At 44.4% G+C, this 26914-nt stretch carries 17 protein-coding genes, 27 tRNA genes, 3 rRNA genes and 2 pseudogenes; 43 read left to right on the top strand and 6 right to left on the bottom strand.

Annotation, left to right across the window (positions count from 1 at the left end; translation table 11 throughout):
* Positions 1-31 precede the first annotated feature (31 nt).
* The 3 genes from LA20533_RS01580 to LA20533_RS01570 all read right to left on the bottom strand — a co-directional run bounded on the left by LA20533_RS01580 (position 32) and on the right by LA20533_RS01570 (position 5722).
* Complete coding sequence (locus LA20533_RS01580) at positions 32-2773, bottom strand: transglycosylase domain-containing protein (protein WP_056946779.1); 2742 nt, start codon at positions 2771-2773, stop codon at positions 32-34.
* 136 nt (positions 2774-2909) lie between these two features.
* A complete protein-coding gene (pepV, locus tag LA20533_RS01575; protein WP_054745565.1) occupies positions 2910-4307 on the bottom strand; it encodes a dipeptidase PepV in 1398 nt (465 codons plus the stop codon).
* A 14-nt stretch (positions 4308-4321) separates the two neighbouring features.
* Positions 4322-5722 (bottom strand): glycerophosphodiester phosphodiesterase, encoded by a 1401-nt coding sequence (locus LA20533_RS01570; protein WP_056946449.1) that lies wholly within the window; start codon positions 5720-5722, stop codon positions 4322-4324.
* Between the two features lie 95 nt (positions 5723-5817).
* On the opposite strand from LA20533_RS01570, the gene LA20533_RS01565 reads away from it, so the two are divergent.
* From LA20533_RS01565 to LA20533_RS01545, 5 genes are read left to right on the top strand one after another with little or no spacing between them, the layout of a single operon-like run.
* Entirely contained in the window at positions 5818-6132 is a 315-nt protein-coding gene (locus tag LA20533_RS01565; RefSeq protein ID WP_054745569.1) for a hypothetical protein, read from the top strand.
* Between the two features lie 9 nt (positions 6133-6141).
* Positions 6142-7509, top strand: a complete 1368-nt coding sequence (locus LA20533_RS01560) for a bifunctional metallophosphatase/5'-nucleotidase (protein WP_056946447.1) — start codon at positions 6142-6144, stop codon at positions 7507-7509.
* A 1-nt stretch (position 7510) separates the two neighbouring features.
* On the top strand, positions 7511-8005 hold the full coding sequence (locus tag LA20533_RS01555; protein WP_056946445.1) for a YutD family protein: 495 nt from the start codon (positions 7511-7513) through the stop codon (positions 8003-8005).
* The gene (locus LA20533_RS01550) at positions 7995-8780 is read left to right on the top strand and encodes a TIGR01457 family HAD-type hydrolase (protein WP_054745573.1); all 786 of its coding nucleotides are present in this window, start codon (positions 7995-7997) and stop codon (positions 8778-8780) included. Before LA20533_RS01555 ends, LA20533_RS01550 begins: the two co-directional genes overlap by 11 nt.
* Positions 8777-9409 (top strand): TIGR01906 family membrane protein, encoded by a 633-nt coding sequence (locus LA20533_RS01545; protein ID WP_056946443.1) that lies wholly within the window; start codon positions 8777-8779, stop codon positions 9407-9409. The genes LA20533_RS01550 and LA20533_RS01545 overlap by 4 nt, the downstream gene beginning before the upstream one ends.
* A gap of 32 nt (positions 9410-9441) precedes the next feature.
* On the opposite strand, the gene LA20533_RS01540 is transcribed toward LA20533_RS01545, so the two are convergent.
* From LA20533_RS01540 to LA20533_RS01530, 3 genes are read right to left on the bottom strand one after another with little or no spacing between them, the layout of a single operon-like run.
* Positions 9442-10092, bottom strand: coding sequence for a DedA family protein (locus LA20533_RS01540; RefSeq protein ID WP_056946441.1), 651 nt, complete (start codon positions 10090-10092; stop codon positions 9442-9444).
* Between the two features lie 9 nt (positions 10093-10101).
* On the bottom strand, positions 10102-10608 hold the full coding sequence (locus LA20533_RS01535) for a phosphatidylglycerophosphatase A family protein (RefSeq protein WP_054745575.1): 507 nt from the start codon (positions 10606-10608) through the stop codon (positions 10102-10104).
* Positions 10609-10629: 21 nt separating this feature from the next.
* Positions 10630-11580 (bottom strand): NAD(P)/FAD-dependent oxidoreductase, encoded by a 951-nt coding sequence (locus tag LA20533_RS01530; RefSeq protein ID WP_174795627.1) that lies wholly within the window; start codon positions 11578-11580, stop codon positions 10630-10632.
* Positions 11581-11719: 139 nt separating this feature from the next.
* Here LA20533_RS01530 and LA20533_RS01525 point away from each other — a divergent pair, with 139 nt between their 5' ends.
* From LA20533_RS01525 to LA20533_RS01335, 38 genes and pseudogenes are all read left to right on the top strand, one after another.
* Positions 11720-12082 carry a CvfD/Ygs/GSP13 family RNA-binding post-transcriptional regulator gene (locus LA20533_RS01525; protein ID WP_075362774.1) on the top strand — a complete coding sequence of 121 codons (363 nt, stop codon included), beginning with the start codon at positions 11720-11722 and terminating at the stop codon, positions 12080-12082.
* A 447-nt stretch (positions 12083-12529) separates the two neighbouring features.
* Positions 12530-14103, top strand: a 16S ribosomal RNA gene (locus tag LA20533_RS01520).
* Positions 14104-14433: 330 nt separating this feature from the next.
* Positions 14434-17342, top strand: a 23S ribosomal RNA gene (locus LA20533_RS01515).
* Positions 17343-17432: 90 nt separating this feature from the next.
* Positions 17433-17549: ribosomal RNA gene (gene rrf, locus LA20533_RS01510) — 5S ribosomal RNA — on the top strand.
* Together the 16S, 23S and 5S rRNA genes with 27 tRNA genes alongside form the textbook arrangement of a ribosomal RNA operon.
* A gap of 10 nt (positions 17550-17559) precedes the next feature.
* Positions 17560-17632: transfer RNA gene (locus LA20533_RS01505), tRNA-Val, on the top strand.
* A 2-nt stretch (positions 17633-17634) separates the two neighbouring features.
* Positions 17635-17707, top strand: a tRNA-Lys gene (locus LA20533_RS01500).
* 16 nt (positions 17708-17723) lie between these two features.
* Positions 17724-17805 (top strand) — tRNA-Leu (locus LA20533_RS01495).
* Between the two features lie 45 nt (positions 17806-17850).
* Positions 17851-17923: transfer RNA gene (locus LA20533_RS01490), tRNA-Thr, on the top strand.
* A gap of 4 nt (positions 17924-17927) precedes the next feature.
* Positions 17928-17999 (top strand) — tRNA-Gly (locus LA20533_RS01485).
* A 10-nt stretch (positions 18000-18009) separates the two neighbouring features.
* Positions 18010-18095 (top strand) — tRNA-Leu (locus LA20533_RS01480).
* Between the two features lie 12 nt (positions 18096-18107).
* Positions 18108-18181, top strand: a tRNA-Arg gene (locus LA20533_RS01475).
* Between the two features lie 64 nt (positions 18182-18245).
* Positions 18246-18319: transfer RNA gene (locus LA20533_RS01470), tRNA-Pro, on the top strand.
* A 21-nt stretch (positions 18320-18340) separates the two neighbouring features.
* Positions 18341-18414, top strand: a tRNA-Met gene (locus LA20533_RS01465).
* A gap of 10 nt (positions 18415-18424) precedes the next feature.
* Positions 18425-18498 (top strand) — tRNA-Ile (locus LA20533_RS01460).
* A 23-nt stretch (positions 18499-18521) separates the two neighbouring features.
* Positions 18522-18595, top strand: a tRNA-Met gene (locus tag LA20533_RS01455).
* Between the two features lie 3 nt (positions 18596-18598).
* Positions 18599-18672: transfer RNA gene (locus tag LA20533_RS01450), tRNA-Asp, on the top strand.
* Positions 18673-18675: 3 nt separating this feature from the next.
* Positions 18676-18748, top strand: a tRNA-Phe gene (locus LA20533_RS01445).
* A 15-nt stretch (positions 18749-18763) separates the two neighbouring features.
* A tRNA-Gly gene (locus tag LA20533_RS01440) sits at positions 18764-18834 on the top strand.
* Between the two features lie 5 nt (positions 18835-18839).
* Positions 18840-18913 (top strand) — tRNA-Ile (locus LA20533_RS01435).
* Between the two features lie 4 nt (positions 18914-18917).
* A tRNA-Ser gene (locus tag LA20533_RS01430) sits at positions 18918-19005 on the top strand.
* Between the two features lie 36 nt (positions 19006-19041).
* A tRNA-Glu gene (locus LA20533_RS01425) sits at positions 19042-19113 on the top strand.
* Between the two features lie 37 nt (positions 19114-19150).
* Positions 19151-19240: transfer RNA gene (locus tag LA20533_RS01420), tRNA-Ser, on the top strand.
* A gap of 12 nt (positions 19241-19252) precedes the next feature.
* A tRNA-Met gene (locus LA20533_RS01415) sits at positions 19253-19326 on the top strand.
* Between the two features lie 3 nt (positions 19327-19329).
* A tRNA-Asp gene (locus tag LA20533_RS01410) sits at positions 19330-19403 on the top strand.
* Positions 19404-19406: 3 nt separating this feature from the next.
* A tRNA-Phe gene (locus tag LA20533_RS01405) sits at positions 19407-19479 on the top strand.
* Positions 19480-19482: 3 nt separating this feature from the next.
* Positions 19483-19563, top strand: a tRNA-Tyr gene (locus LA20533_RS01400).
* Positions 19564-19570: 7 nt separating this feature from the next.
* Positions 19571-19641: transfer RNA gene (locus LA20533_RS01395), tRNA-Trp, on the top strand.
* A 12-nt stretch (positions 19642-19653) separates the two neighbouring features.
* Positions 19654-19726, top strand: a tRNA-His gene (locus tag LA20533_RS01390).
* A 6-nt stretch (positions 19727-19732) separates the two neighbouring features.
* Positions 19733-19804: transfer RNA gene (locus LA20533_RS01385), tRNA-Gln, on the top strand.
* A gap of 15 nt (positions 19805-19819) precedes the next feature.
* Positions 19820-19890, top strand: a tRNA-Cys gene (locus tag LA20533_RS01380).
* Between the two features lie 29 nt (positions 19891-19919).
* Positions 19920-20003, top strand: a tRNA-Leu gene (locus LA20533_RS01375).
* 1257 nt (positions 20004-21260) lie between these two features.
* Positions 21261-22510, top strand: a pseudogene (locus LA20533_RS08415) (PTS sugar transporter subunit IIC).
* A 6-nt stretch (positions 22511-22516) separates the two neighbouring features.
* The gene (locus tag LA20533_RS01355) at positions 22517-22732 is read left to right on the top strand and encodes a hypothetical protein (protein ID WP_054746466.1); all 216 of its coding nucleotides are present in this window, start codon (positions 22517-22519) and stop codon (positions 22730-22732) included.
* 68 nt (positions 22733-22800) lie between these two features.
* Positions 22801-23205: pseudogene (locus LA20533_RS08750) on the top strand (MupG family TIM beta-alpha barrel fold protein); the annotation flags it as partial.
* Positions 23200-23451 carry a PTS sugar transporter subunit IIA gene (locus LA20533_RS08745; RefSeq protein WP_054746471.1) on the top strand — a complete coding sequence of 84 codons (252 nt, stop codon included), beginning with the start codon at positions 23200-23202 and terminating at the stop codon, positions 23449-23451. The pseudogene LA20533_RS08750 and the gene LA20533_RS08745, both read left to right, overlap by 6 nt.
* Before the next feature lie 164 nt (positions 23452-23615).
* A complete protein-coding gene (locus LA20533_RS01345; protein WP_054746468.1) occupies positions 23616-24803 on the top strand; it encodes a glycosyltransferase family 4 protein in 1188 nt (395 codons plus the stop codon).
* Complete coding sequence (locus LA20533_RS01340) at positions 24790-25836, top strand: glycosyltransferase family 4 protein (protein WP_056947367.1); 1047 nt, start codon at positions 24790-24792, stop codon at positions 25834-25836. Before LA20533_RS01345 ends, LA20533_RS01340 begins: the two co-directional genes overlap by 14 nt.
* Before the next feature lies 1 nt (position 25837).
* Complete coding sequence (locus LA20533_RS01335; protein WP_056947363.1) at positions 25838-26845, top strand: lysylphosphatidylglycerol synthase transmembrane domain-containing protein; 1008 nt, start codon at positions 25838-25840, stop codon at positions 26843-26845.
* The last annotated feature ends 69 nt before the right edge of the window (positions 26846-26914 follow it).

The raw sequence follows: 26914 nt of genomic DNA, 5'->3' as shown, positions 1-26914 counted from the left end.
TTTTGCATTGCGGCGCAACTACCAGCTGAAACTAGTTGTTGCCGCCAGTTGTTTCTGGCGGATTCGTTTGCTGGCTAGGTTGTTGGGTATTCTGGTTCGGTGACTCTGCATTGGAGCCTGCACCTGTTTGGTTGGTAGTCGTATTACCAGCCGGTTGGTTCTCGTTAGAGTTAGTTGGTGGTGTTCCACCTGTGGTCTGTGGTTCTTCGTCGTTTCCTTCAACCTCAGTATTGGCACTAGGAGTAGAAGGAGGTGTAATGTTTGTTCCATAATAATTTTCGTTCAGAGCAGAGTTCTTGTTATCCACAAACAGATCAGCAACATTTTCTTTCGTATTAATGGTTTCACCTGTGTAGTACAGCCTAGTTCCATAATTACTTAATTTGCCTAATTTATAATCAAAAAATAGATCATAATCCTTCTTGTTTGCCCCGACGGAGAACTTAGCAGATGCTGCTCGTGCGTGTGTTGAGAGGCTCAGACTAGTGGTCATTGATCCAGTGAGCTTTACCGTGGCTCCGTCATAGTTCACTGAACCCGCCTTGGTTCCAGTTTGACGCAAAACTCCATGAGAATGTACAGTAGCAGGTTTCTCACTGGCTTTGTCTAACTTGAATATCTTAGGATTAGTTGCATACAGCTGATTGACCATCTCAGTCCACAGGCTCATGTTAACAGAACTGGCGTTATCGCTCAGTGTATACGTGTGACCATAGAAGTTATCGTAGCCCATCCATGATGAGATTGTGACGCCGGGTGTTGCACCGTTGAACCAGATATCTCTGTAGTCGTTACTTGTACCGGTTTTGCCAATCAGGTTACTGGTGTCGAAATTCAAACCGTAACTTAGTTGTGCAGCGGTACCCTGCGTCGTTACCTCATGCAGCATTTTCTGCATAATATAGGCTGTTCCCTTAGAAAAGACCTTCGTCTTCTTTGTGTGATGCTGATAGATTACTTTACCACTAGGATCAGTAATCTGATCGATATAATATGGTTCACTTCTTGCACCGTCATTATAGAAAGAGGCAAAGGCAGCTGCGTTCTCCGCTACGGAGAAGCCATACTTAGTGCCACCAAGTGCGAGTCCTAGCTGTTTAAATTCGCTATTCTCGATGTTGAAACCAAGTTTTTGCATATATTCCTGAACTGGGGTTTGCTTGCGTACTTCGTTGAACAAACTAACAGCGGGCAGATTATAGGACATTCTTAGGGCCTCATCGGCACTGATGAAGCGATTCTCAACACTTTGGCCATAGTCGGTTGGTATATAGCTACCATAGTTGGTTGGAAAGTCGGGTAATACTGTCTTCGTACCAATCAATTTGTTCTCAATTGCGGGAGCATAAACAAGGTAGGGTTTAATCGATGAACCGGGAGAACGGTACGTGTTAAATGCATGATTGACTTGTGAATTCTCGAAGTCTACGCCACCAGCAAAAGCAATTACTCGGCCGGTCTCGTTATCAATCATTACGGAGCCGTTCTGTGCTTTCTCGGTTATATTGACGTTACGATTCAGTGAGGTGTCATAGTTGGTGGTCGTGTGCACCGTTCCTAGTTCGGCATTAGCAACAGTCTGACTCATGATAGCGTACATATTCTTATCAATAGTTGTCTTGACGTGATAGCCCTTTTGTTTCAAAATTTCGCTAGCTTGAGCAAGGTATTGGTTGTATTCTGCCTCGTCCTTGACAACATCAGCTACTCGCTCTTTATTCTGCCTGATGAGCGACTTTGCGATCAACTCGACACTTTTATTAGCGACCAGATTATAGAGGTAATTATTGTAGCCATTGACTTGTGAAGTCTTTTGCGGCTGTGCGAAATCTTGTGCGAGGTCATAGTTCTTTGCTGCTGTGTATTCCTTCTTTGTGATATTTCCGTTGCGGTACATCCGGAAAAGGACGATGTTCTTTCGTTTCAAACCAAGTGAGTAGTCCTTCTTTAATTTTCCCGTGATGGTGAATGGGGTGTAGGCAGATGGACTTTGAGGTAGGCCGGCAATAAAGGCAGCCTGTGGGAGGGTAAGATCCGCAATTTTTTTGCCGAAAATCCCTATAGTAGCCTCCTCTATTCCCGCGATATTCTGGCCGGAACTGTTCTTACCGAACGGGACAACGTTTAGATATGCATTCAGGATTTCGTCCTTGCTGAAGTGTGCCTCAATCTTCTTGGCAAAAAACATCTCGATTACTTTTCTCTTCCAAGTGGTTTGGTTAGTGAGAAACTGCATCTTAACCAACTGTTGGGTGAGGGTAGAACCACCGGTTCTTACACCGATACCCGTTAGTTCGGAGAAAATAGCGCGGATTAGTGACTTAGGAAGCACACCAGAATGATCGTAAAATGTCTCATCCTCGGTGGAGATGACCGCCTGTTTAACTAGCGGTGTAAGCTTATTTTTGCTGATATGGGTCGCCTTAATATCCGATTTGATGTCGGAAATCTTCTGCATGTCAGCATAGTAGAGTGTGGAGGATTGTTCCGGATGGTTTATCTGCTTATCTAGTTGGGCAATCGAGGGTACGGGCTGATCTTGAAGTAGGCCGACGGCGAAGCCAATTCCAATACCCAAAGCGAGAAAGGCACCGAAAATGAGCACAAGAAAAAAACGTTTAACAATACCTTTAATAGTTAGGTACACGGTACCTAAGTAAAATTGGCCCTTGCTAGCGTTACTCTCGTTGGCGTATTTGCTGACCCTTGGTAGGGTCATGATGCTTTGTCGCAAACGGTTAAACACCGCACTAAGCTGGTGCCATATCCTCATTGCAATTTGTTTGACCTGTGCCAATAGTTCGTTGATTTTATTCAATTTAACACCCTTTTTGAATTAGTGTTTCCATTATAACTTATTTATTTTTTTGCCGCATAAAAAAAGACAGATGTAACTGTCTTTTAACATACTATTTGGTCAATTCGTAGATTGCTTCCGTGTAAATTGCCACAGAATCAATTAATGCTTCTTCCAGCATATACTCGTTTGGTTGGTGCATGACGTTTGGCTGATCTTCTGGTTGGGCCCCAAATGCTACACCACGATCGAAGATTCTACCATAGGTTCCACCGCCAATGATTGTCTCATGACCAGGTTTACCGGTCTGGTGTTCGTAAACTGCGAGTAGGGTCTTAACTAGCGGATCCTCACCACTGACGTAGTGTGGTCCTTGATTATGTCCCTTGACTGCTGCCGTAGCGAATTCTCCAAGATTACCATTAATGGTAGTCACCATCTCGTCTGGTGTAGTTCCTTTTGGATAACGAACATTAATTAAGATTGTGGCATTATCAGAATCGTAGTCATAGACATTAGGTGCACTGGATAGTTCACCCATCAAGTCATCATGATGATTGATGCCTAATTTGCTCCCCGTGAAGTCCTCGTGCAAGAAGGAGGAAATTGTCTTTAGGTAGTTTAAATCACGACCAGCAAAATCAAATTGGCTGAGGAAGAGGCCTAAGAAAGTAGCGGCATTTCTACCAAGTTCTGGTTCTGATCCGTGAGCACCTTGGCCGTTTAGCACAACTGTTGCGTTATCACCGTTAAGTTCAAATGTTCCGGTTAGTTGATTTTCGGCCAGGAATTTTTCATATGCCGGCTTGATTGCTGCGAAGTTAGCCGAATTAATGGTTGCCTGAGCAGTTTGCGGAACCATGTTTGCTGCCAGACCAGATTTAAAGGAAACCAGCTTGTCCTTGCCGGTGTTTGCAACACCTTTGAATGTTAGTTCAAAGGATACAATTCCCTTCTCACCATTGATAATTGGAAATTCTGCATCTGGTGAGAAGACGAAGTCAGGTCTAGGTTCCGTTTCAAGGTAACGGTTTATCCCGGTCCAGTCATTTTCTTCATCTGTACCGACGATGAAGTGAATTTTCTTAGTTAATTTAACGCCCTGTTCTTTCAAAATCTTTAATGCGTAGTAGGCAGCGAGGCTAGGACCTTTGTCGTCAGCCACACCACGACCGTACAGCTTACCGTCCTTTGCTGTCACAGTGAATGGATCCGTGACCCAACCATCACCTGCAGGAACTTCATCCATGTGACCAATGATCCCGAGAGTCTCGTCTCCTTCACCAAACTCGACCCGACCAGCCACATTTTCAATATTGGCGGTCTTAAAGCCATCTCGCGCAGCAATTTCTAAGAATTTTGCTAGTGCCTTTGCAGGACCAGGTCCTAAAGGAAATTCAGCTGTCTTATTTGCCAGGTCGCGCGATGAATCAATTGCAACCATGTCTTTTAAATCGCGCATTAATTCTGTGCGTTTCTCTTCAGCTAACTTTTTGTAATCTAATGTCAATGCTCTAGTACCTCCTAAAATTTCGATAGTTTAATTCTATCATTAATACTACTAAACGCGAGGTTCGAAATAGCGAAATATTTAATAAATTTCTGGTTTAACTGGTTTAAAGGAGCCACAATCGCCTGTTGTAAGCTAATGTTTGAAAGCCTTTTTGCGGGTTTCTGAGCAAAAAATATTTGAGTGGATAGGTCCGCGTGTTCGTCCGGAAAAATCCCGTAGATTAGCACGTTTTTTCCCTGTATCCACCCGTGGGTAGTTTCAAACCACGTCTCACCGCCGGAGGTGTTCATGCCAACGATACTTAATGGGGTATTAGCAGTTAGCTTACCAACGACCTTGGTGGGGGTGAGCGGATTATCATAAAGGGAGTTAGCTCCGCCAGCTTTTAAGATTATTTTCTGATTGATGTAAGGGAGATAGTTTCTCTCATCGAGATTGAAATTAACCGTGTCTGCGGGAATAAACTCACCATTTTCGAGCTGATAAAATGTGCGATGGTTGACGATGACCGCAGAGTCTACGTGAACTTTTCTAAATGGTGGAACGGTCTTGTTGGTACCAAGATCGACGTAGGGATTCACCCGTGTGGTTAGCGGCGCCTTAGAAACGACGACTGCATCTCGGTCAACCCGATACTCTTTGGTGCCATCCTTGGCCAATTTGTACTGAAATCCTGTCGAGGGGTAGTTAGTCACGACGCCATCAATGGGTAAGTTAACTAGCCAATTCCACTGTGCCGGATTTTCCTGCATCTCATCCCAAACAAAGACTTTCTTGTTTAATGAATGAAGTTGCGAGATTAGCTTGCTATTCACTAGCTTCGATGAGATGTTGATGCCGTCAACATAAGATAGTACATCAAAGTTGATCCGTTTAAGAGAGCCAACGATGAAAATTAAAGGTAGGCCAGGCATGAGTTTGCTGAGTGATTTCAGACTCTTGTAGCTGAAGGAATGGACTAAGACTCGATCTGCCATGTGATATTGCTCAATCGTCTCCACCAGTAATTGCTCCATGTTCTTTGGATTGTTGTACTTGGTTTTCTTAGTCTCGATAAGGAATTTAGTCTCGGGACGTTCTGCGTAGTAAGCGAAAATCTGGTTGAGGGTATGCATTGGTTCGCCGTTAGCCTGGTGTAATGTACTTAAATAGGCGAAATTATTTTGTGATACAATAGCAGATGTACCGGTGATTCGTTGTAAATCTCGGTCGTGTGAAATTACTAATTGATTGTCCTTTGAAACATGAAGGTCCAATTCGACATAGTCCGCACCATCGGAGAATGCTGAGTCGAAACTAGCAATTGTCTCCTCTGCAACTTTGACGGGATTTCCACGATGACCGACGACGGTGAACCCACTTTGGGTCACCCAGATAATTAATGCAAAAACAAAAAAAGAGAATTTACGCATCTGTTTCACCACCTTACAGATATTTACTGTAGCATGGATGCCGTTTTTTTTCTATTTCGCAATTCAGATGAATTTTTTGAAGGATGGAGATTCTTGTGGCAGAAACATATCAGACATTTGATCTAATTGAAGAGATTACGCGTGTTGACGGAACGCGCTACTACGAAGTTGCAAATATCATGATGAATGGCGTGGCGGAGGCTGCGGCAATTAAGGGATTAATCAAAAGTGTCAGAATCTTACAACTAAATATTCCCCGTAGTAAAAGTCTAGTAACTTATGAGGAGTATATCAATGAGACCTATCAATTTCCAAGTTTACAGTTAACTAGTTGGGAAGAGTGGGCTAAACCAGAGGGACCGATTGCCGATGCGTTTAACCTTATCTTACAGACGAACCATATTGGTTAGGGAGTTATAATGGAATCAATTCGCATTGTGCATACAAATGATTTGCATTCACATTTTGAAAACTGGCCGGTGATTAGACGTTACATCGAACGCGCACAAAAGGATGAGACTGTTTCCCAGACACTTACTTTTGATCTGGGCGATTTCATGGATAGGAGTCATCCTCTGACCGATGCAACTGATGGCGGTATTAACATTGAGTTGATGAATAATGTGCACTATGATGGGGCGACCATTGGCAATAACGAAGGCATCGGTAATCCGCATGCAATTCTTGAGCACCTGTTCGATCACGCAAATTTCGATATTTTATTGGGGAACTTGTTTGAGCAAGATGGCAAACGACCGGCGTTTTGTCAGCCCTACAAGATTATTACAACAAAAATGGGAACTAGGATTGCTGTACTCGGCTTGACGGCTGCATATCCCCTGACGTACGAACCAAACGGGTGGGACATCCATTTGATTACGGATGTATTGCCAGGACTGCTAGCCGAACTTAGGGGACAGTATGATTACCTAATCCTGCTGAGCCATCTAGGCATTACCATGGATAAGTATCTGGCTAATGAGTTTAAGGAACTAAATCTCATTATCGGTTCACACACACACCATCTGTTAGAGAACGGTCTAGTGGTGAATCAATCGATGCTTGCTGCTGCTGGAAAGTGGGGCCGGTATATTGGTGATATTCGCTTAGAGTTCGATGTCAATCACCAATTGGTGCAGCAGCAGGTTAATACAGTTAAAACGGCGGATTTGCAAACTCTTCCGGGGGATGCAAAGGAAATTGCGGGCTATGTTGAACGGGGTGAAGCATTACTCGCGCATGAGCACGTCGCAACTTTACCAGCCTCATATGCTGCTAAAAAAACAGAGATGGCAGACGCGCTCCATGCAATTGCCCAAACCGCTGGAACAAACTTAGCTATTTTAAACACGGGATTATTCGTGCAACAGTTACAGCCAGGACTATTAACAATGAACGACTTGCACCAAGGCTTACCACATCCGATGCATGTTGTTCGGGTTAAGCTACGCGGTGAAGACCTCTGGCGTTTAGTCATGGAGATGGAGAAAAACCGTAATTTTTTGCGGAATTTTAAAATCAAGGGTATGAGCTTCCGGGGGAAAATATTTGGTGAGATTAAGTACCTCGGAATTGAGGTTGATCAAGCTACGAGAACAGTTTATGTAGAAGGACAAGAGATTGATACGGAGCGTGATTACTACATTGCGCTGCTTGATCATTACGTGTTTATACCGTTCTTTCCCACCATTGAAATTATGGGAGAAACGAAATTCTACTTTCCGAAGTTCTTCAGGCAAGTGGTTGCCGATTATCTGAGTCACAAATATAAATTAGAGGATGAATAGGGTGTCAAATCAAGAAGAAAATAAGGTTAAGGTCAGGCATGCACCGGCAGATGTAGTTTTAGTGAGTCCGGAGTTTGTCGTCATTAACCAGTTAAAGTACCGCGTCGTAACGAATTACCGCAATGCGTTAGATAGCGAATTATTGAAATTAAAGTTTGATCCTTTTTTGGACAAATATGATTATTTAGTGGGCGATGTCTCTAGTGATAAACTGCGGCTAAAGGGTTTTTTCAAGGGAACATCGAATAAGATCAACCTGGATAAGCGGGTTGAAACGATAGAGGATTACATTTACGAGTATCTGAATCCAGGTGTCGCCTTTTTTGTCTTGGAGTCACTAACACCGAAAAAAATTAAGGTACCAGCAAGAAATAAGAAACGGCACAACGAGCAGCCTGTGAAGAAAACCAATTTAACAGGTAAAGTTGCCGAGAAAACAACCAAAAGAAGACGACACAGCTTCGTCATAAAGAAGAGGGACACAAGTGAATCATAAACATAAACAGTACAGGGGATATCTGATTGATTTGGACGGTACAGTCTACCGGGGTACCGAGTCAATACCGGAAGCAACAGACTTTATCAAGCGACTACAGGACGCAGAAATTCCCTATTTGTTCCTGACAAATAACACCACCAGAACGCGGCAAATGGTGGTGGATAAGTTGGCAGGACATGGGATTACTGCCACCGTCGACCAAATCTACACGCCGAGTTTAGCCACACGTGATTACCTACTAGACAAAGCAGACACTAAGAAACCACTTTCGGTCTATATCGTGGGCGAGATTGGCCTTTATCAGGCGCTTTTGCAGGCCGGATTTGTGTTGGATAACGAACACCCTGACTACGTTGTCGTGGGCCTCGACAACGACCTAACGTATGACAAGGTCAAGAAGGCTGTTCTGGCTATCAGAAGCGGTAGTAACTTCATTGGTACTAATGCCGATAAAAACTTACCAAATGAAGAGGGACTGGTGCCCGGTGCTGGCTCGGTGATCGCATTCGTTGAAGCAGCCGTCCAGAAAAAGGCGTTATATATTGGTAAACCTGAACGGATTATTGTAGATATGGCCTTAAAACAATTGGACGTTGCAAGAGATGATGTCATTCTAGTTGGCGATAACTATGACACTGATATTAAGGCGGGTATCAACAGTGCACTCGATAGCCTCTTAGTCTACACTGGTGTGTCAACGAAAAATCAGGTGGCCCAACAACCGATTAAACCAACTTATGAAATTAATGACCTAACGGAGTGGAAACTATGAGAACGCGTGAACCGGGCATCCTTCGCAGTTTAACGCAATTGCTGTTTGGTTTCGTGACAGCAATTGTGGGTACTATCTTATTGAGCTGGCCACTCCTCTACCTGTTCTTGAAAGGTGAGCACCTGAACAAGTTGGTTTCCTTATCGGTTAAGCAAGTAATGGGTAATTATAATGATTTAATGGCTTACTTACTATCACCATTTGTTAAAACACTAAGAATGCGCGATTTACCAACATCAGTCTCTGCTGCCAGTCATTTTTATGAGGTGAAGAATCTTTTTCAACTGGTGTTAGCAATCTTTTTGCTGTTATTGGCAGCGCTCATTATTGCTAAGTATCAGCGAATTGACTTTCGCTTAGATAAAAAAATGGCGTTGTTATTCATGGTTCTACCCGTGGTGGTCGTTCCTTTTGCGTCAATGAATTTCGATGCATTCTTTGTCTTTTTCCACGGAATATTCTTTCACAACAGCGACTGGCTCTTTGATCCAGTGACCGATCCGATTATTAATGTCTTGTCGGAGAACTTTTTCGCGAGTTGCTTCGTAATGTTTCTAGTATTATATGAAATCTACTTCGGCTCTTTTCTATTCAGCACCAAACGAAAAAGCATGACGAGTGAGAACTAGCTCATTTATCATGCTTTATTTTTATTGCCTGTTTAACGAAGTTGGCGCCTTTGTGTGATTTTCTTGCGAAGATAGACAATTATAATTGGAACGACAGAGACTAAGATAATTGCCACTACAATTAGTGAGAAGTGGTCCTGGACAACGGGAAAGTTGCCAAAAAAGTAGCCGATGATACTGAACAGACTGACCCAGAGAAATCCGCCAAGAAAGTTATAGGCGATGAAGTGACGGTAAGACATTTTACCCGCACCCGAAACGAAGGGGACGAAAGTCCTGATGAAAGGGATGAAACGACCAATTACGATCGTCTTCCCGCCGTGTTGCTCAAAGAAGTGTTCCGCTGCTGCTCTTTTGTCCTGATTGATTAGCTTATTGAACCAATTTTTCTCGCTTCCTTTTTTAGCTGACCAACGACCAATTTCATAGTTAATCGTGTCGCCCAGGATGGCAGCGAGTATAAAGATGAAGTAGGCCAACCAGATATTTAGGGCGTACTTCGGGTTTGCTGCCATAGCAGAGGCGGCGAAGATCAGGGAATCACCCGGTAGAAAGGGGAAGACAACCAAACCTGTCTCGATAAAGATGATGAGGAATAAGATGAGATAAGTCCAATTACCGAAGTTATTTACAATTCCAACGAGATGTTGGTCAATATTTAATATGAAGTCGATTAGTTGCATGCGTGCTCCTTAGTTGGAATAGATGTTGTCGTCTTCTAGTTTCGGATTCTTATGAGCAAGACGACTGGCGGTAGCTGCAGCGATTGCCCCAACAATGTCATCTAAGAAAGTATTAACTTTGCCAGTTGATTTGTCGTTTAGAATAGCTAGAATACCAGGCTTAACTTTATCTATATAGCCATAATTTGTAAAGCCAATTGAGCCATAAAGATTAGTGATTGAGAATGACATTACTTCATCAATTCCGTACAGCCCCTCGTCCTTCTCAATAATTTCCTGTAGTGGTGAGAATAGTTTCTTTTCCTCTGCTAGTAGGTCAAGCTGAATGCCGGTCATGATCGCATTTTGTACTTCTCTTTTCCGCAATACGAGGTCGAGACTTTCATAGATCATCTCTGGTGTTAATGTTTTGATGTAATCTTTCTGGAGAAAAATTACTAGGTCAACAAAGTCGCGTTTCGTCACTCCTCTGCTTTCAAGTAGCTTAATTGTTCTATCGTAAAAATGTTCTGGCATATTATTATCCTTTTCTATTATTTATTTGATACTCGTTGAATGGAGCGTGATTTTCTTCTCTGGAAAACGACTGCGCATAATGTCGGTGATGGCAATCTGGGCTTCGCCGAAACCGAGGGCAATGATGGGCACGCGACTTTCATAAGTTACAGCATCGCCGATTGCATAAATGGCTGGTCGGTTGGTCGCCATTTGGCGATTGACATGGATAAAACCGTTGTCTGTTTTGACGCCCCAATCGTCGACAAAGTCATTCTTAGTCTTGAATCCATATGCGACAAGTACCTCGTCGAAAGTCTCTTCTAGTGTTGAACCTTCAGTGACATCCTTTAGCGAGAGCTTAATTTGACCGGATGGAGTGCTCGTAACCTGAATGGGGAGGTAAGGCGTGATCAGCTCAGCATGCTCACTATCATTCAAATGAGCGATGGTTCTGTCGAGACCACGGAACTTGTTTCTTCTATGAATGACGGCAACGTCGACCCCATTTTGTTGAAGTAGGTCAGCCCAATCCAAGGCAGAGTCACCACCACCGAGTACAGCAACTCTTTTGCTGGTGAAGGCAGCTGGATCCTTGATGAAGTAATGGAAATGCGGTCTTGCAGATTCAGGGATATCGAGCGGCAGTTTCTTTGGAGAGAACGCTCCTAGCCCAGTTGCAATAATTATACTCTTAGCAGAGAGCTCACCGTTTATAATTAAGCCAGCAGCCGCCTTATTCTGATCGATTGTCTCTACCTTGTAATTAGTTTTAATTGTTGCTGATTCCGTGCTAAGTTGGTTACTAAGATTTGCAGTTAGCTGGTCTCCGGTGATTCTTGAAAAAACCGGAATATCTAGTAACTCCTTGGCTGGATAAATTTGAGCAGGTTGCCCGCCAACTTGTGCAAGGCTTTCAAGTATAACAGTAGAAAGCCCGTGCAGAGATGCAAAGTATCCGGCATACAGGCCAACTGGGCCAGCGCCAATAATTGCTAAGTCATAATTTTCTTCCATGAATATTTGCCACCTTTTTGACTTTGTGATATCAACTTTAACATTAATGTTCACGAGTTTCATTCTTTTAATCAAGTGCTAAATAGATTAGAATTGAGTTTGAGGTATTGTTTTGATGAAAATTGGAGAAAAAATTACCGGAGTTGTAAAGGGTATTCAGCCATATGGTGTTTTCCTGCTTCTCCCAAATAAACGCCAAGGGTTGATTCATATCTCTGAGTGTCAGTCTGGTTATGTAGGAAATATTAATCAGCTTTTTACTGTTGGCCAAACTGTCCAAGCGATGATCATCGATATTGATGAATACTCTGGTCAGATCAGCCTGTCCTTAAGAGCGATGGAGGAACGACCAACACCTCGTAAGTACGGATCAAAGCATACCTGGACACAGCGTAAAACCCGCCTGGGGTTTGCACCTCTTGCTTCGGAAATGAATGGCTTCGTCTGCGAAGCACTAAAAAAATACAAAAATGCTTGACGGTACTCCGTTCAACTGATAACATTGTTCAAGTCGTCAAGTACGACGGCCAGAAATTTCGTTAAAAAAATCATTGAGATTACTTGATTAACTTTTCTGGTTTTGGTATGCTTTTAAAGCATTGTTAGCGGTAACAAGGATGCAAAAAAGTTTAAAAAACTTGTTGCATTCGGGCAATGGTTTTGGTAACATAATTAACTGTTGCTAAGCGAGAAATTGAGCGAAATAAGCAAGTCTTTTAAGGTTAATTATTTTAAAAACTTTCTTGCCATAATCGCAATAATGTGATAAAATTATCAAGTCGCTGAAAGCGACACAGTAGACCTTTGAAAACTGAACAAAGTTTCGATTTAAGTGTGCGGGGGGTCAAACCCCTAAAGATTTAAGCGAAGTCAATTCGTGAATAAACAATAAAACTAAGAGCTATTTGAAGAATATCTCAAGATAAAAATTGAGAGTTTGATCCTGGCTCAGGATGAACGCTGGCGGCGTGCCTAATACATGCAAGTCGAACGAGTTCTGGTTAAGAGTGGCGGTGCTTGCACCAAAGCAATTAACAATGGAACGAGTGGCGGACGGGTGAGTAACACGTGGGTAACCTACCCTATAGCGGGGGATAACATTTGGAAACAGATGCTAATACCGCATAACAACAACTATCACATGATAGATGTTTGAAAGATGGCGAAAGCTATCACTAAAGGATGGACCTGCGGCGTATTAGTTAGTTGGTAAGGTAACGGCTTACCAAGACGATGATACGTAGCCGACTTGAGAGAGTGATCGGCCACATTGGGACTGAGACACGGCCCAAACTCCTACGGGAGGCAGCAGTAGGGAATCTTCCACAATGGACGAAAGTCTGATGGAGCAACGCCGCGTGAGTGAAGAAGGGTTTCGGCTCGTAAAACTCTGTTATTGGAGAAGAAGGATAAGGTAAGTAACTGTACTTTATTTGACGGTAACCAATCAGAAAGTCACGGCTAACTACGTGCCAGCAGCCGCGGTAATACGTAGGTGGCAAGCGTTATCCGGAATTATTGGGCGTAAAGCGAGTGCAGGCGGTTGTATAAGTCTGATGTGAAAGCCCTCGGCTCAACCGAGGAATTGCATCAGAAACTGTATAACTTGAGTGCAGAAGAGGAGAGTGGAACTCCATGTGTAGCGGTGGAATGCGTAGATATATGGAAGAACACCAGTGGCGAAGGCGGCTCTCTGGTCTGTAACTGACGCTGAGGCTCGAAAGCATGGGTAGCGAACAGGATTAGATACCCTGGTAGTCCATGCCGTAAACGATGAGTGCTAAGTGTTGGGAGGTTTCCGCCTCTCAGTGCTGGAGCTAACGCATTAAGCACTCCGCCTGGGGAGTACGACCGCAAGGTTGAAACTCAAAGGAATTGACGGGGGCCCGCACAAGCGGTGGAGCATGTGGTTTAATTCGAAGCAACGCGAAGAACCTTACCAGGTCTTGACATCTAGCGCCAATCCCAGAGATGGGACGTTTCCTTCGGGAACGCTAAGACAGGTGGTGCATGGTTGTCGTCAGCTCGTGTCGTGAGATGTTGGGTTAAGTCCCGCAACGAGCGCAACCCTTATTACTAGTTGCCAGCATTAAGATGGGCACTCTAGTGAGACTGCCGGTGACAAACCGGAGGAAGGTGGGGATGACGTCAAATCATCATGCCCCTTATGACCTGGGCTACACACGTGCTACAATGGGCGGTACAACGAGTTGCGAACTTGTGAAAGTAAGCGAATCTCTAAAAACCGTTCTCAGTTCGGATTGTAGGCTGCAACTCGCCTACATGAAGCTGGAATCGCTAGTAATCGTGGATCAGCATGCCACGGTGAATACGTTCCCGGGCCTTGTACACACCGCCCGTCACACCATGAGAGTTTGTAACACCCAAAGCCGGTGAGGTAACCATTAATGGAGCCAGCCGTCTAAGGTGGGATAGATGATTAGGGTGAAGTCGTAACAAGGTAGCCGTAGGAGAACCTGCGGCTGGATCACCTCCTTTCTAAGGAAGCGAGTGGGAAGAAGCGTAGGAATACGTGGAAGCCACGCGACAAAAGCACACGAGAAACTTTGTTTAGTTTTGAGAGGTTTACTCTCAAACATTAGCACATTGAAAACTGAATACGATTCAAAGAAAGAAAACCGAGAATATAAAAAAGAGTGCAGCTGACACCGTTAAATCAAAGAGCGATTAAGGCAGACTTCAAAGGTCACGTAGTGACTAAAGAAGGCGACTTAAGGCGAATTGATTGGTGGCAGTGGCACGACTAGGAATATTCAATGCGAACGAAAAAGCCGAGAACGAAGTGAGGAATCACTAAAAATATTTGTAGGTTAAGTTAAGAAGGGCGCACGGTGAATGCCTAGGCACTAGGAGCCGATGAAGGACGTGACAAACAACGAAATGCTTCGGGGAGTCGTAAGTAGATTATGATCCGGAGATGTCCGAATGGGGGAACCCAGTAACGAGAGTTACTATCGTATATTGAATACATAGGTATACGAAGGAAGACGCGGTGAACTGAAACATCTCAGTAGCTGCAGGAAGAGAAAGAAAGATCGATTTCCCAAGTAGCGGCGAGCGAACAGGAAAGAGCCCAAACCAATAAGCTTGCTTATTGGGGTTGTAGGACTGCAAGAGAGTACAAGCAGGTATAGTCGAATAAGTTGGGAAACTTAGACAGAGAAGGTGAGATCCCTGTAGACGAAATATCAACTTGACGAAGCAGGATCCTGAGTACGGCGGGACACGTGAAACCCCGTCGGAATCTGGGAGGACCATCTCCCAAGGCTAAATACTCCCTAGTGACCGATAGTGAACCAGTACCGTGAGGGAAAGGTGAAAAGCACCCCGGGAGGGGAGTGAAAGAGAACCTGAAACCGTGTGCCTACAAGTAGTCAAAGCCCGTTAAAGGGTGATGGCGTGCCTTTTGTAGAATGAACCGGCGAGTTACGTTATGATGCGAGGTTAAGACGGAAAGGTCGGAGCCGGAGCGAAAGCGAGTCTGAAGAGGGCGAGATAGTATCATGATGTAGACCCGAAACCAAGTGACCTACCCATGTCCAGGTTGAAGGTGTGGTAAAACGCACTGGAGGACCGAACCCACGTATGTTAAAAAATGCGGGGATGAGGTGTGGGTAGCGGTGAAATTCCAAACGAACTTGGAGATAGCTGGTTCTCTCCGAAATAGCTTTAGGGCTAGCCTCGGGGGAATGATAATGGAGGTAGAGCACTGTTTGGACTAGGGGCCCGTCAAGGGTTACTGAATTCAGATAAACTCCGAATGCCATGTATCAATTACCCGGGAGTCAGACTGCGAGTGATAAGATCCGTAGTCGAAAGGGAAACAGCCCAGATCACCAGTTAAGGTCCCAAAATCTATGCTAAGTGGAAAAGGAAGTGGAGTCGCGCAGACAACTAGGATGTTGGCTCAGAAGCAGCCACCATTTAAAGAGTGCGTAATAGCTCACTAGTCGAGTGGCGCTGCGCCGAAAATGTACCGGGGCTAAGCATAGTACCGAAACTGTGGATGCATGATGAAAGTCATGTGTGGTAGGAGAGCGTTCTAAGGGCGGAGAAGGTAGATCGAGAGGACTACTGGAGCGCTTAGAAGTGAGAATGCCGGTATGAGTAGCGAGAGATAAGTGAGAATCTTATCCACCGAATGACTAAGGTTTCCTGGGGAAGGCTCGTCCTCCCAGGGTTAGTCGGGACCTAAGGCGAGGCCGAAAGGCGTAGTCGATGGATAACAGGTAGAGATTCCTGTACTAAGAGTTAACGTTTGAGTAATGGAGGGACGCAGGAGGATAAGGAAAGCGTGCGGCTGGATATGCACGTCCAAGTGTCAAGTCTGAGGATGAGTTAAATGCTTATCTTTGTCAGGACAAGATATGATGGGGAGCGAAATTAAGTAGCGAAGTTCCTGATTTCACACTGCCAAGAAAAGCTTCTAGCGAGTTAACAATTACCCGTACCGCAAACCGACACAGGTAGTCGAGGAGAGAATCCTAAGGTGAGCGAGAGAACTATCGTTAAGGAACTCGGCAAAATGACCCCGTAACTTCGGGAGAAGGGGTGCTGATAGAGATATCAGCCGCAGTGAATAGGCCCAAACAACTGTTTATCAAAAACACAGGTCTCTGCAAAATCGAAAGATGACGTATAGGGGCTGACGCCTGCCCGGTGCTGGAAGGTTAAGAGGAGATCTTAGATTCGTCGAAGGATTGAATTGAAGCCCCAGTAAACGGCGGCCGTAACTATAACGGTCCTAAGGTAGCGAAATTCCTTGTCGGGTAAGTTCCGACCCGCACGAAAGGCGTAATGATTTGGGCACTGTCTCAACGATAGACTCGGTGAAATTATAATACCCGTGAAGATGCGGGTTACCCGCGACAGGACGGAAAGACCCCATGGAGCTTTACTGTAGCTTGATATTGAGTATTTGTGAAACATGTACAGGATAGGTAGGAGCCGAAGAAGAGAGTACGCTAGTATTCTTGGAGGCGCTGGTGGGATACTACCCTTGTTTTATGAATCCTCTAACCTGCACCACTAAGCGTGGTGAGGGACAGTGTCTGGTGGGCAGTTTGACTGGGGCGGTCGCCTCCTAAAGTGTAACGGAGGCGCTCAAAGGTTCTCTCAGAATGGTTGGAAATCATTCGCAGAGTGTAAAGGTATAAGAGAGCTTGACTGCGAGAGCGACAACTCGAGCAGGTAGGAAACTAGGACTTAGTGATCTGGTGGTACCGCATGGAAGGGCCATCACTCAACGGATAAAAGCTACCCTGGGGATAACAGGCTTATCTCCCCCAAGAGTCCACATCGACGGGGAGGTTTGGCACCTCGATGTCGGCTCGTCGCATCCTGGGGCTGTAGTCGGTCCCAAGGGTTGGGCTGTTCGCCCATTAAAGCGGCACGCGAGCTGGGTTCAGAACGTCGTGAGACAGTTCGGTCCCTATCCGTCGCGGGCGTAGGAAATTTGAGAGGAGCTGTCCTTAGTACGAGAGGACCGGGATGGACATACCGCTGGTGTACCAGTTGTTCTGCCAAGGGCATCGCTGGGTAGCTATGTATGGAAGGGATAAGCGCTGAAAGCATCTAAGTGCGAAGCCCCCCTCGAGATGAGATTTCCCATTCGTAAGAAGTAAGACACCTTAAAGAATATGAGGTAGATAGGCTGGGAGTGGAAGTACAGTGATGTATGGAGCGGACCAGTACTAATCAGTCGAGGACTTAACCAAGAAGTAGCGCAAGCACAATAGGCAAACGCAAAAGGTTTTCTAGAAAAGAATCGTATTTAGTTTTGAGTGTGAGAATACTCAGAAGAAGAGTGTGGTGGCGATAGCAAGAAGGATACACCTGTTCCCATGCCGAACACAGAAGTTAAGCTTCTTAACGCCGATAGTAGTTGGTGGGAGACTGCCTGCGAGGATAGGAAGTTGCCACGCTTTTCAAAATGGAGGATTAGCTCAGCTGGGAGAGCGTCTGCCTTACAAGCAGAGGGTCACAGGTTCGAACCCTGTATCCTCCATTGAGTCGCTAGCTCAGTTGGTAGAGCATTGGACTTTTAATCCAAGGGTCGAGAGTTCGAGCCTCTCGCGACTCATTTGGTACTATATGCTGCGGGTGTGGCGGAATTGGCAGACGCGCTAGATTTAGGTTCTAGTGTCTTATGACGTGGGGGTTCAAGTCCCTTCACCCGTATTGGCGATAGCCAAATGATATTTACAATGTTAATATTGCATTGATGCCGACTTAGCTCAGTTGGTAGAGCATCTGATTTGTAATCAGGGGGTCGGGCGTTCAAATCGTCTAGTCGGCATTATGCGGAAGTAGTTCAGTGGTAGAACATCAGCTTGCCATGCTGGGGGTCGCGGGTTCGAATCCCGTCTTCCGCTTTAATAATATGCCGGGGTGGCGGAACTGGCAGACGCACAGGACTTAAAATCCTGCGGTGAGTGATCACCGTACCGGTTCGATTCCGGTCCTCGGCATTATTATTAAACGCACCCATAGCGCAACTGGATAGAGTGTCTGACTACGAATCAGAAGGTTGTAGGTTCGACTCCTACTGGGTGCATAGAAAGTTTTAACTTTCTTATTTTTTTCCTAATATGTAATGGTTATAAGATTTTCTTTTATAACGGGAAGTGGCTCAGCTTGGTAGAGCACCTGGTTTGGGACCAGGGGGTCGCAGGTTCGAATCCTGTCTTCCCGATTGTAATTCATTACATATTTTGGCGGTGTAGCTCAGCTGGCTAGAGCGTCCGGTTCATACCCGGGAGGTCGGGGGTTCGATCCCCTTCGCCGCTATTGGTAGCTTGGACCTTTAGCTCAGTTGGTTAGAGCAGACGGCTCATAACCGTCCGGTCGTAGGTTCGAGTCCTACAAGGTCCATACGGATCTGCATTTTTTATTATCGCGGGATGGAGCAGTCTGGTAGCTCGTCGGGCTCATAACCCGAAGGTCATAGGTTCAAATCCTATTCCCGCAATTTGGTCCGTTGGTCTAGTTGGTTAGGACGCCTGCCTGTCACGCAGGAGATCACGAGTTCGAGTCTCGTACGGACCGTTTGGCTCGGTAGCTCAGTTGGTAGAGCAATGGATTGAAGCTCCATGTGTCGGCAGTTCGATTCTGTCCCGCGCCATAGTTTAATGAATATGCGGGTGTAGTTTAGTGGTAAAACGACAGCCTTCCAAGCTGTAGTCGCGAGTCCGATTCTCGTCACCCGCTTTTATGGGCCTATAGCTCAGCTGGTTAGAGCGCACGCCTGATAAGCGTGAGGTCGATGGTTCGAGTCCATTTAGGCCCATTTTGGAGAAGTACTCAAGTGGCTGAAGAGGCGCCCCTGCTAAGGGTGTAGGTTGCGTAAGCGGCGCGAGGGTTCAAATCCCTCCTTCTCCGTACGGCAAAGTGCCGGTAGGTTCCAGAGATATAGACGGCCCGTTGGTCAAGTGGTTAAGACACCGCCCTTTCACGGCGGTATCATGGGTTCAAATCCCGTACGGGTCATTACGCCAGTTGGTGTATTATAATTATTTTCAGCTATGGAGGATTACCCAAGTCCGGCTGAAGGGAACGGTCTTGAAAACCGTCAGGCGGGTCATACCGCGCGTGGGTTCGAATCCCACATCCTCCTTTTATACCTTATCGCGGGATGGAGCAGTCTGGTAGCTCGTCGGGCTCATAACCCGAAGGTCATAGGTTCAAATCCTATTCCCGCAATTTGGTCCGTTGGTCTAGTTGGTTAGGACGCCTGCCTGTCACGCAGGAGATCACGAGTTCGAGTCTCGTACGGACCGTTTGGCTCGGTAGCTCAGTTGGTAGAGCAATGGATTGAAGCTCCATGTGTCGGCAGTTCGATTCTGTCCCGCGCCATTTGGAGGAGTAGCGAAGTGGCTAAACGCGGCGGACTGTAAATCCGCTCCTTCGGGTTCGGTGGTTCGAATCCACTCTCCTCCATTCATTTAGGGATATAGTTTAAAGGTAGAACTACGGTCTCCAAAACCGTCAGTGTGGGTTCAATTCCTACTATCCCTGTTTACCATTATGGCGGTATTGGTGAAGTGGTTAACACACCGGTTTGTGGATCCGGCACGCGTGGGTTCGATCCCCACATACCGCCCTTCATTGGGTTATAGCCAAGCGGTAAGGCAACGGACTTTGACTCCGTTATGCGATGGTTCGAATCCATCTAACCCAATTTCTAATTTAATATGGCGGTATAGCCAAGTGGTAAGGCAGAGGTCTGCAAAACCTTCATCGTCGGTTCGAATCCGATTACCGCCTTTGCCATGTAGTTGAATTAGGTAATTTTTGCCGGTGTGGCGGAATTGGCAGACGCGCCAGACTCAAAATCTGGTGCCCTTACGGGCGTATCGGTTCGACCCCGATCATCGGTACTTTGTAGGTTTTCTTAGTAAAACTTCGTTAATCTAAAAACCTTGTAAGTTGTTGATACAGCAACGTTTACAAGGTTTTTTATATTTGCTGGAGTTTCTTCGTAAAACTATGTTTTTCTGATTCAGTCGGGAAGTAGTCGGGAAGCGGCCGGGAAATGGTTATGAAAAAGCTTTATATTGATCTAGTAAAACCTGGCTGACAAGTTCGTTTTGTTGTCTATCCATTTCGTCTAAAATGTGTGCATACTTATTTAGAGTAATTTGAATATTTTGGTGCCCTAGTCTTTTGGACAGGGCCTTGATATTCATGCCGTGATTTATACAGTATCAATCTACCACTGTGAGTGGATTAACTTGTGAGAGTTCATTTTTTGCGCGAGATTAAACTTGGACCACTGTGCTTATTTGTTCTATTTATATAGATGGTGTAAAGTATCAGCCTCTAACACCCAGTTTTAAATAATTCATAATCAATCTTCATGCCAACTACTACTATTGAAATAGGAAGTAGAAGCCTGTCTCAAAGCGAGCTTTGTGTTAAATATGAAATATAGTCTGAATTGATAAATGATTTTGAGATTTCATTTGTCGCTTGGCGGTTGCTTCAAAAGTGATCTGGTACTTCATAGATACTTAATAAGTATTTTTTGGGACTAATTTGGTCTGTAACGCCAAAAAATCAAAAAATAACACCTATAATAGTTCATGTTTTACCGCGAAAAATTTTAAAATGCCTACTGTACATGCAACTAATTGATGAACTTGGCTCGATCAGTGCGATAAAAAGTGATAGGTGAATCAAATTCTGTCGAAATGAAGTAGCGTTTCATGACCATAGCGCTAATAATCACACATGTCATCTCAATAAATTGCATATTGGTATATACCGATATGTTCTTGTAAACGCTATCAAACTAGACATTTACAAGCATAACGGAAGTGATTGGGTCAATCAAATCTATAAAAAACTTATATAATACCTACATTAACGCCGGTTTGGCATGTTTAATTCGTTTTCTGAAAACGATACCATTAACACATAACCTATTAACCGATTACAGTTGGAGGTGAGCAAATTGTTTGTTCATCGGTCATGGGTTGAATAATTTGTTTGTTAGAAGAAAGGAATTTGAAGATATGAATGCATTAATAGAATGGCTCAATAAGCATATCGTGCCCATTGCTGCTAAAATTGGTTTCTATTAAGTGGCTGGTAGTAAGTGGCTGGTAGCGCTCCGTGATGCTTTTATTTCCATTATGCCTGCCACAATGGCCGGTGCTGTTGCCACATTGTTAAACGCGTTGGTTAGAGATATTCCAAATCAATTTGGTTGGAATGGCTTTGTGGATGCAATGCAACCACTTATCGGTGTCAATGCGCAGGTTTGGACGGGTTCTCTAGCAGTTCTCGGTCTGATTTTCTCATTTACATTTGGTTATCAACTCTCAGTTCAATGCAGAATTGAGCCAATCACAGGTGGTATCGTAACTTTAGGAACTTTCCTAATGACCTTGCCACAAGGTTACAAAGTACAACTCACAGAATCTTTGTCCAAGAAGTCAATGGACATCATCACGGCTAGTGGTGCCACAGTAGATAAGGCAAGTATTAGTGGTTGGGGTTTCTTCAACTTTAACTAGTTCTTTGGTGCTGCAGGTTTCTTCACTGTCATGATTATGGGTGGCTTAGCGGCTGCAATCTATATTTGGTTGATGCACAAAAACATCACTATTAGGATGCCAGACTCTGTTCCACCAGCAATTTCGGCAGCATTTACCGGTATTATTCCTGCAACTGTTGCACTATACGTTTCCGGCCTAATCACGTGGCTTGTAACCAAGTTTGGTGCAACTACCGTGATTGAACTCATTTCAAAGACTATTCAAGAACCGTTACTTAACCTTTCACAAGGTTATGGTGCCGAATTTCTAATGACTGTTTTAGTTCAAGTATTCTGGTTCTTTGGTCTTCACGGTACAAACGTGCTTGGACCATTGCTTGACGGTATTTGGTTGACTACTCAAGTTGCCAACATCAACGCTTTTGCTCAACACAAAGATTTACCATATATGTGGACTAGAAATGCCTTTGACCTCTACGCTTGGATTGGTGGTGCATGCTCCTACTTATCGCAATCCTGATGTTCTCTAAATGTGATGATCAACTTGCTGTTGCTAAATTAGCGATTGCACCTGGGTTCTTCAACGTTAACGAGCCCGTAATGTTTGGTATGTCAATTGTGTTCGATCCAATTTACTTTGTTCCATTTATCTTGGCTCCAGTGGTGATGGTGACAGTTGCATACTTTGCAATTACAGCAGGACTAGTCAGTCCAATTAAGGTACAATTTGCATGGTCAATGCCACCCATCTTGAATGCCCTTGTTTGTACGCTTGATTGGCGAGCACCGATTCTCCAAGTTGTGAATATGGCAATTGGCTTCTTGATTTACCTACCATTTGTCAAAGCTGCAAACAGAATCAAACCAGTTGAAATAGAAGGATAAATACTAATGGAACGAAAGACTAGAAGAACACTATTACTATTAAACGGTGCATTTTTCGTGATTTTACTCAGTCCCTTTCTGAGAGGGGTGGCACTTTGGCTATATTATGGCCTACCCGTGATTGGGTTAGTACTAGCAGTCATTGCTGGTAGAATCTTCTTTCGTGAACATCGTGCAGATGTACGCAAAGTAAAAGAGCATGATAGTGATAAAATTCAATAGTAAAATAGATGTTTGACTAGTCAGTAGCTCTATCACTGGTCAAGTTTTATAAAAAAGGCGGTATCGTAATGCGTCAACTAGGCGTTTCAATTTATCCGGATCAAACAGATATTGCGGATGATAAAAAGTATTTAGATTTAGCACATAAATATGGTTTTACCAGAGTTTTTACCTCATTACTACAATTGGTGAATGATGATGGTGCGGATATCCTTGGTCAATTCAAGGAGACTGTCGCATATGCCAACTCTCTGAATTTCAAAGTTGTTGTAGATATTAATCCCGATTTGTTTCAATCACTGAACATCAAGTACGACGATCTCTCGCTCTTCTCTGACTTGGGCGTGTGGGGATTAAGGCTTGATGAGGGCTTCACTGGCTTAGAAGAGGCTCAGATGACCAGAAATCCTTACGGGTTGAAAATCGAACTGAACATCAGTGCTGGAACCAATTATGTTGATCGGATTATGGCGGGTGGCAACGCTAAGGGTGCAGCATTTGCAGCCATTAAGGCGGCAAAAGAAGGTCACTTCGAAGAACCACACGCTAAACTGAAGGAATCCGATGGCTTCATGGTTGACGCACACAATGCCCAGACGGCGATGCTCACCGCAGAAGCTCGAGGAGACCATACCGAAGTTAGCCTGCTCATGTTTCATGCACAAGACCATATTATGAACGCAATAACTTTTCGTGATTTAGCGGGAGAAATTGTATAATTGTATGAAACACGCTAGTTGTTTCGAAGTAGAAGCTCGCCTTTCTTAATTGATAGGCGATCTTTTTTTGATGTCAAAAAGCTTAAAATTAGTCTTACATTTTTGTTATGAAATTGCATCGGTCTAGGAATAACTTTATAATCATTCTTATCGGAGGTAGTACATTGAATATTGGGATTTTTACAGATACCTATTTTCCCCAAGTGAGTGGGGTGGCCACGTCGATCCAGACATTGAAAACTGGTCTTGAGAAACAAGGTCATTCCGTCTTTATTTTCACCACCACGGACCCACACATGGACAAGGCGACCGTTGAACCAAATATCTTCCGGTTTCAAAGCGTGCCGTTCGTGAGCTTTACGGACCGGCGAATTGCTATTCGTGGCTTATTTCATGCAACGCAGGTGGCGCGCGAACTGGACCTAGACATCGTTCACACCCAAACCGAGTTCTCCATGGGGCTGATTGGTAAATATGTGGCACATTCGTTGAAGATTCCGTGTGTGCACACTTTTCATACGATGTACGAGGATTATCTCCATTACGTGCTAAATGGTAAATTATTGAAGCCGGTGCATGTTAAGCAATTTGCCCGGGCCTTCATGCATAACGATGACGGAGTTGTCGCGCCTAGTAAGCTGGTTAAGCGGACGCTTGAACGTTATGGAATCAAATCGCCCATTACCGTGATTCCTACCGGTGTGGATATTTCACGCATTAATGAGAATTCGAAGAGGGATGTTCGAAAAGAGTTGGGCTTGGCAGAAGATACGCCCCTGATTCTGACTTTGAGTAGGGTTGCCGCGGAGAAGAAGATTGATCATATCTTAGATGTTTTACCGGAAATCTTGGAAACATTTCCGACGGTCAAACTGGTGGTTGCGGGTGATGGACCGGATATGGACATGCTGGTAGATCAGGTTGAGCGCCTTTCGATCGAGGACAACGTGATTTTCACCGGTAATGTTGAACACACCGATGTCGGTAATTATTATCGAATGGCGGACCTGTTTGTCTCTGCCAGTGACACCGAGGCCCAGGGACTGACTTACGTTGAGGCGATGGCAGCCGGCACAAAGAGTGTAGTTTTTAGTACTGATTACACTGAAAACCTCTTTGATACGGCTGAATTCGGCGTCACGTTCAAAAGTAAGGACCAAATGTTAACTGAGATTTTAGACTACTTAAAGATGGGACCGGGGAGAATCGATCCTGCTCTGTTAGCTGAGAAATTGGACAGCGTCTCATCCGATAGATTTGCAAGTGCCATGATAGAAAACTATCAAGAAATCATCGCCAACTTCGCATACAAAGCAAATGAAGGACAGGATATTTTTGATGATCAAAATTAATATGTTTTCTGAAGCTGACTCGGTCAAAGGTCAGGGTGTGGGTAGCGCCTATCTAGAATTAATCCGCCTCTTGAAAACTCATCTGGCGGATAAATTTGAGGTGACGATTAACCAACATCAGCGGGTTGATCTCACACACTATCACACTATTAACCCTACGTTTTACCTGAACAGTTTCAGTAAGAAGCGCGGCAGAAAGATTGGCTACGTCCACTTTCTACCCGAAACACTGGCAGGCAGTATTAAATTGCCGCAGTTTATGATGCAAATTTTCTATAAATACGTGATTTCTTTCTACAAAAGAATGGACCAGATTGTGGTGGTCAACCCAATTTTTATCGATAAATTGGTCGCTCATGGTTTGAAAAGAGAAAAAATTGCGTATATTCCAAACTTCGTCACAAAATCGGTCTTCTATGAGAAATCAGCTGAGGAAAAGCAGAAGATTAGGGCAGAGCTTGGGATTCCAGCAGACAAATTTGTAATTTTTGGAGACGGCCAGGTCCAAGAAAGAAAGGGTGTCGACGACTTTGTGAAGTTGGCCAGAAATAATCCAGAGATCCAATTCATTTGGGCCGGAGGCTTCTCTTTCGGCAAAATAACTGATGGTTATGATCATTACAAGGAGCTGGTCGACAATCCACCAGCAAATGTCATTTTCACCGGTATCATTGATCGAAACAGGCTAGTGGATTACTGCAATATATGCAACCTATTCCTCTTGCCGTCATTTGATGAACTATTTCCAATGTCTGTGCTTGAGGCGTTCAGTTGTGGCGCACCTGTATTGTTGCGTGATTTAGACCTCTACCGCGCAATTATTGACGGCTATTATCTCACCGGTGCTGATTATGCGGCGCTCGATGCCCAAATTAAAAACGTCCTGGCTCACCCAAATATTTTAGAGGAATACAAGCAAAAATCGAATGAGGCTTCATCTAAATATTCTGAGGAGAACCTAACTAGAATTTGGCAGCAATTTTATCAGGATCAGTACGATCAGGGTGTTAAATTGGGTCAAATTAGGAGATAGAATGTCGAAAAAACAAGTATTGGGTTTGCTGGCGGTTCTCGTCCTTAGTGGCGGTGTCTTCTGGTATGAGATTTCTGACCTTGATTTTGAGTCGGTTGGTCACGCATTGGCCCGATTCAATAGCAGATTTTTTCTAGTGGCTATCTTAGTCATGTTAGTTTCATTTGTGACCGACTCGCTAATCTTCTATATTCTGGAGCGGGATCGCAGATTTCCAAGAAATAAAAAATGGGCGTTTCTGCGGGTACCTGCGATGCAGGCACTCTTTAATGCGATTACGCCAATGGCATCCGGTGGGCAACCAGCACAGTTGGTCGGCCTCGTTCAGATGGGTGTGGAAGGCGGCCGAGCGACGTCTATCTTGCTGATGAAGTTTATCATCTTTCAGTTTGTTGTCCTCGTTAGTTACGTCCTGACCCTGTTTTTCGGCTTTGACTTAATGATGCAGCAATTTTCAGGCCTTGTTTTCTTAATCTTGATTGGCTTCGTCGTTCATACGATCTCAATTATTTTTTTATTGCTGGTGATGTTTAAGTATGATTGGACTAAGCGCATTGTCCGGGCAGTCTTTAATTTGCTAGGGCGCCATCTGAATCCCGACAAGGTATTGGCATGGCAAAATATCACCATTACGAAGATTGACAACTTCTATGAGGAAGGAATGCAGCTGAAGCGAGCGGGACGAAAACTTCTTTTTTCAACGATTCTGACAGTCGTTGATCGGTTGGCGTTCTACTCAGTACCGTACTTCATTTTACTTGCTGTAGGCGTGCAAGCTAATTACTTTGAAGTTCTAATATTAAACGTTATGATAACGATGATTATTTCAATAGTACCAATTCCTGGCGGTACAGGTGGCGCGGAGCTAAGCTTTAAATCATTGTTTGCGATGTTTCTAACTAATCAGAGTTCAATGGTTTTGGCAATGTTCTTATGGCGATTTGTCACATACTTTTTGGGTATGATTCTTGGCCTGATTGCCCTCGTGGCCAAGCCACGAAAGAGTTAATTTTTACTAAAAAAGGCCGCGAGTTGTCGCTTTGAGCCAATAAAAGTGTATTATTTTACAGTAGTTTAA

It is taken from the genome of Amylolactobacillus amylophilus DSM 20533 = JCM 1125, assembly GCF_001936335.1.
In the GTDB taxonomy this organism is placed as follows: domain Bacteria; phylum Bacillota; class Bacilli; order Lactobacillales; family Lactobacillaceae; genus Amylolactobacillus; species Amylolactobacillus amylophilus.
Note: the sequence above shows the minus strand (reverse complement) of the source record. Positions and strands in the feature narration are given on the sequence as shown.

Coding starts and splice junctions, on each gene's coding strand:
- LA20533_RS01540 (WP_056946441.1), bottom strand. CDS start 10,092: ATGCAACTAATCGACTTCATATTAAATATTGACCAACATCTCGTTGGA.
- LA20533_RS01570 (WP_056946449.1), bottom strand. CDS start 5,722: ATGCGTAAATTCTCTTTTTTTGTTTTTGCATTAATTATCTGGGTGACC.
- LA20533_RS01560 (WP_056946447.1), top strand. CDS start 6,142: ATGGAATCAATTCGCATTGTGCATACAAATGATTTGCATTCACATTTT.
- LA20533_RS01335 (WP_056947363.1), top strand. CDS start 25,838: ATGTCGAAAAAACAAGTATTGGGTTTGCTGGCGGTTCTCGTCCTTAGT.
- LA20533_RS08745 (WP_054746471.1), top strand. CDS start 23,200: ATGGCGGGTGGCAACGCTAAGGGTGCAGCATTTGCAGCCATTAAGGCG.
- LA20533_RS01545 (WP_056946443.1), top strand. CDS start 8,777: ATGAGAACGCGTGAACCGGGCATCCTTCGCAGTTTAACGCAATTGCTG.
- LA20533_RS01525 (WP_075362774.1), top strand. CDS start 11,720: ATGAAAATTGGAGAAAAAATTACCGGAGTTGTAAAGGGTATTCAGCCA.
- LA20533_RS01535 (WP_054745575.1), bottom strand. CDS start 10,608: ATGCCAGAACATTTTTACGATAGAACAATTAAGCTACTTGAAAGCAGA.
- LA20533_RS01355 (WP_054746466.1), top strand. CDS start 22,517: ATGGAACGAAAGACTAGAAGAACACTATTACTATTAAACGGTGCATTT.
- LA20533_RS01340 (WP_056947367.1), top strand. CDS start 24,790: ATGATCAAAATTAATATGTTTTCTGAAGCTGACTCGGTCAAAGGTCAG.
- LA20533_RS01580 (WP_056946779.1), bottom strand. CDS start 2,773: ATGAGGATATGGCACCAGCTTAGTGCGGTGTTTAACCGTTTGCGACAA.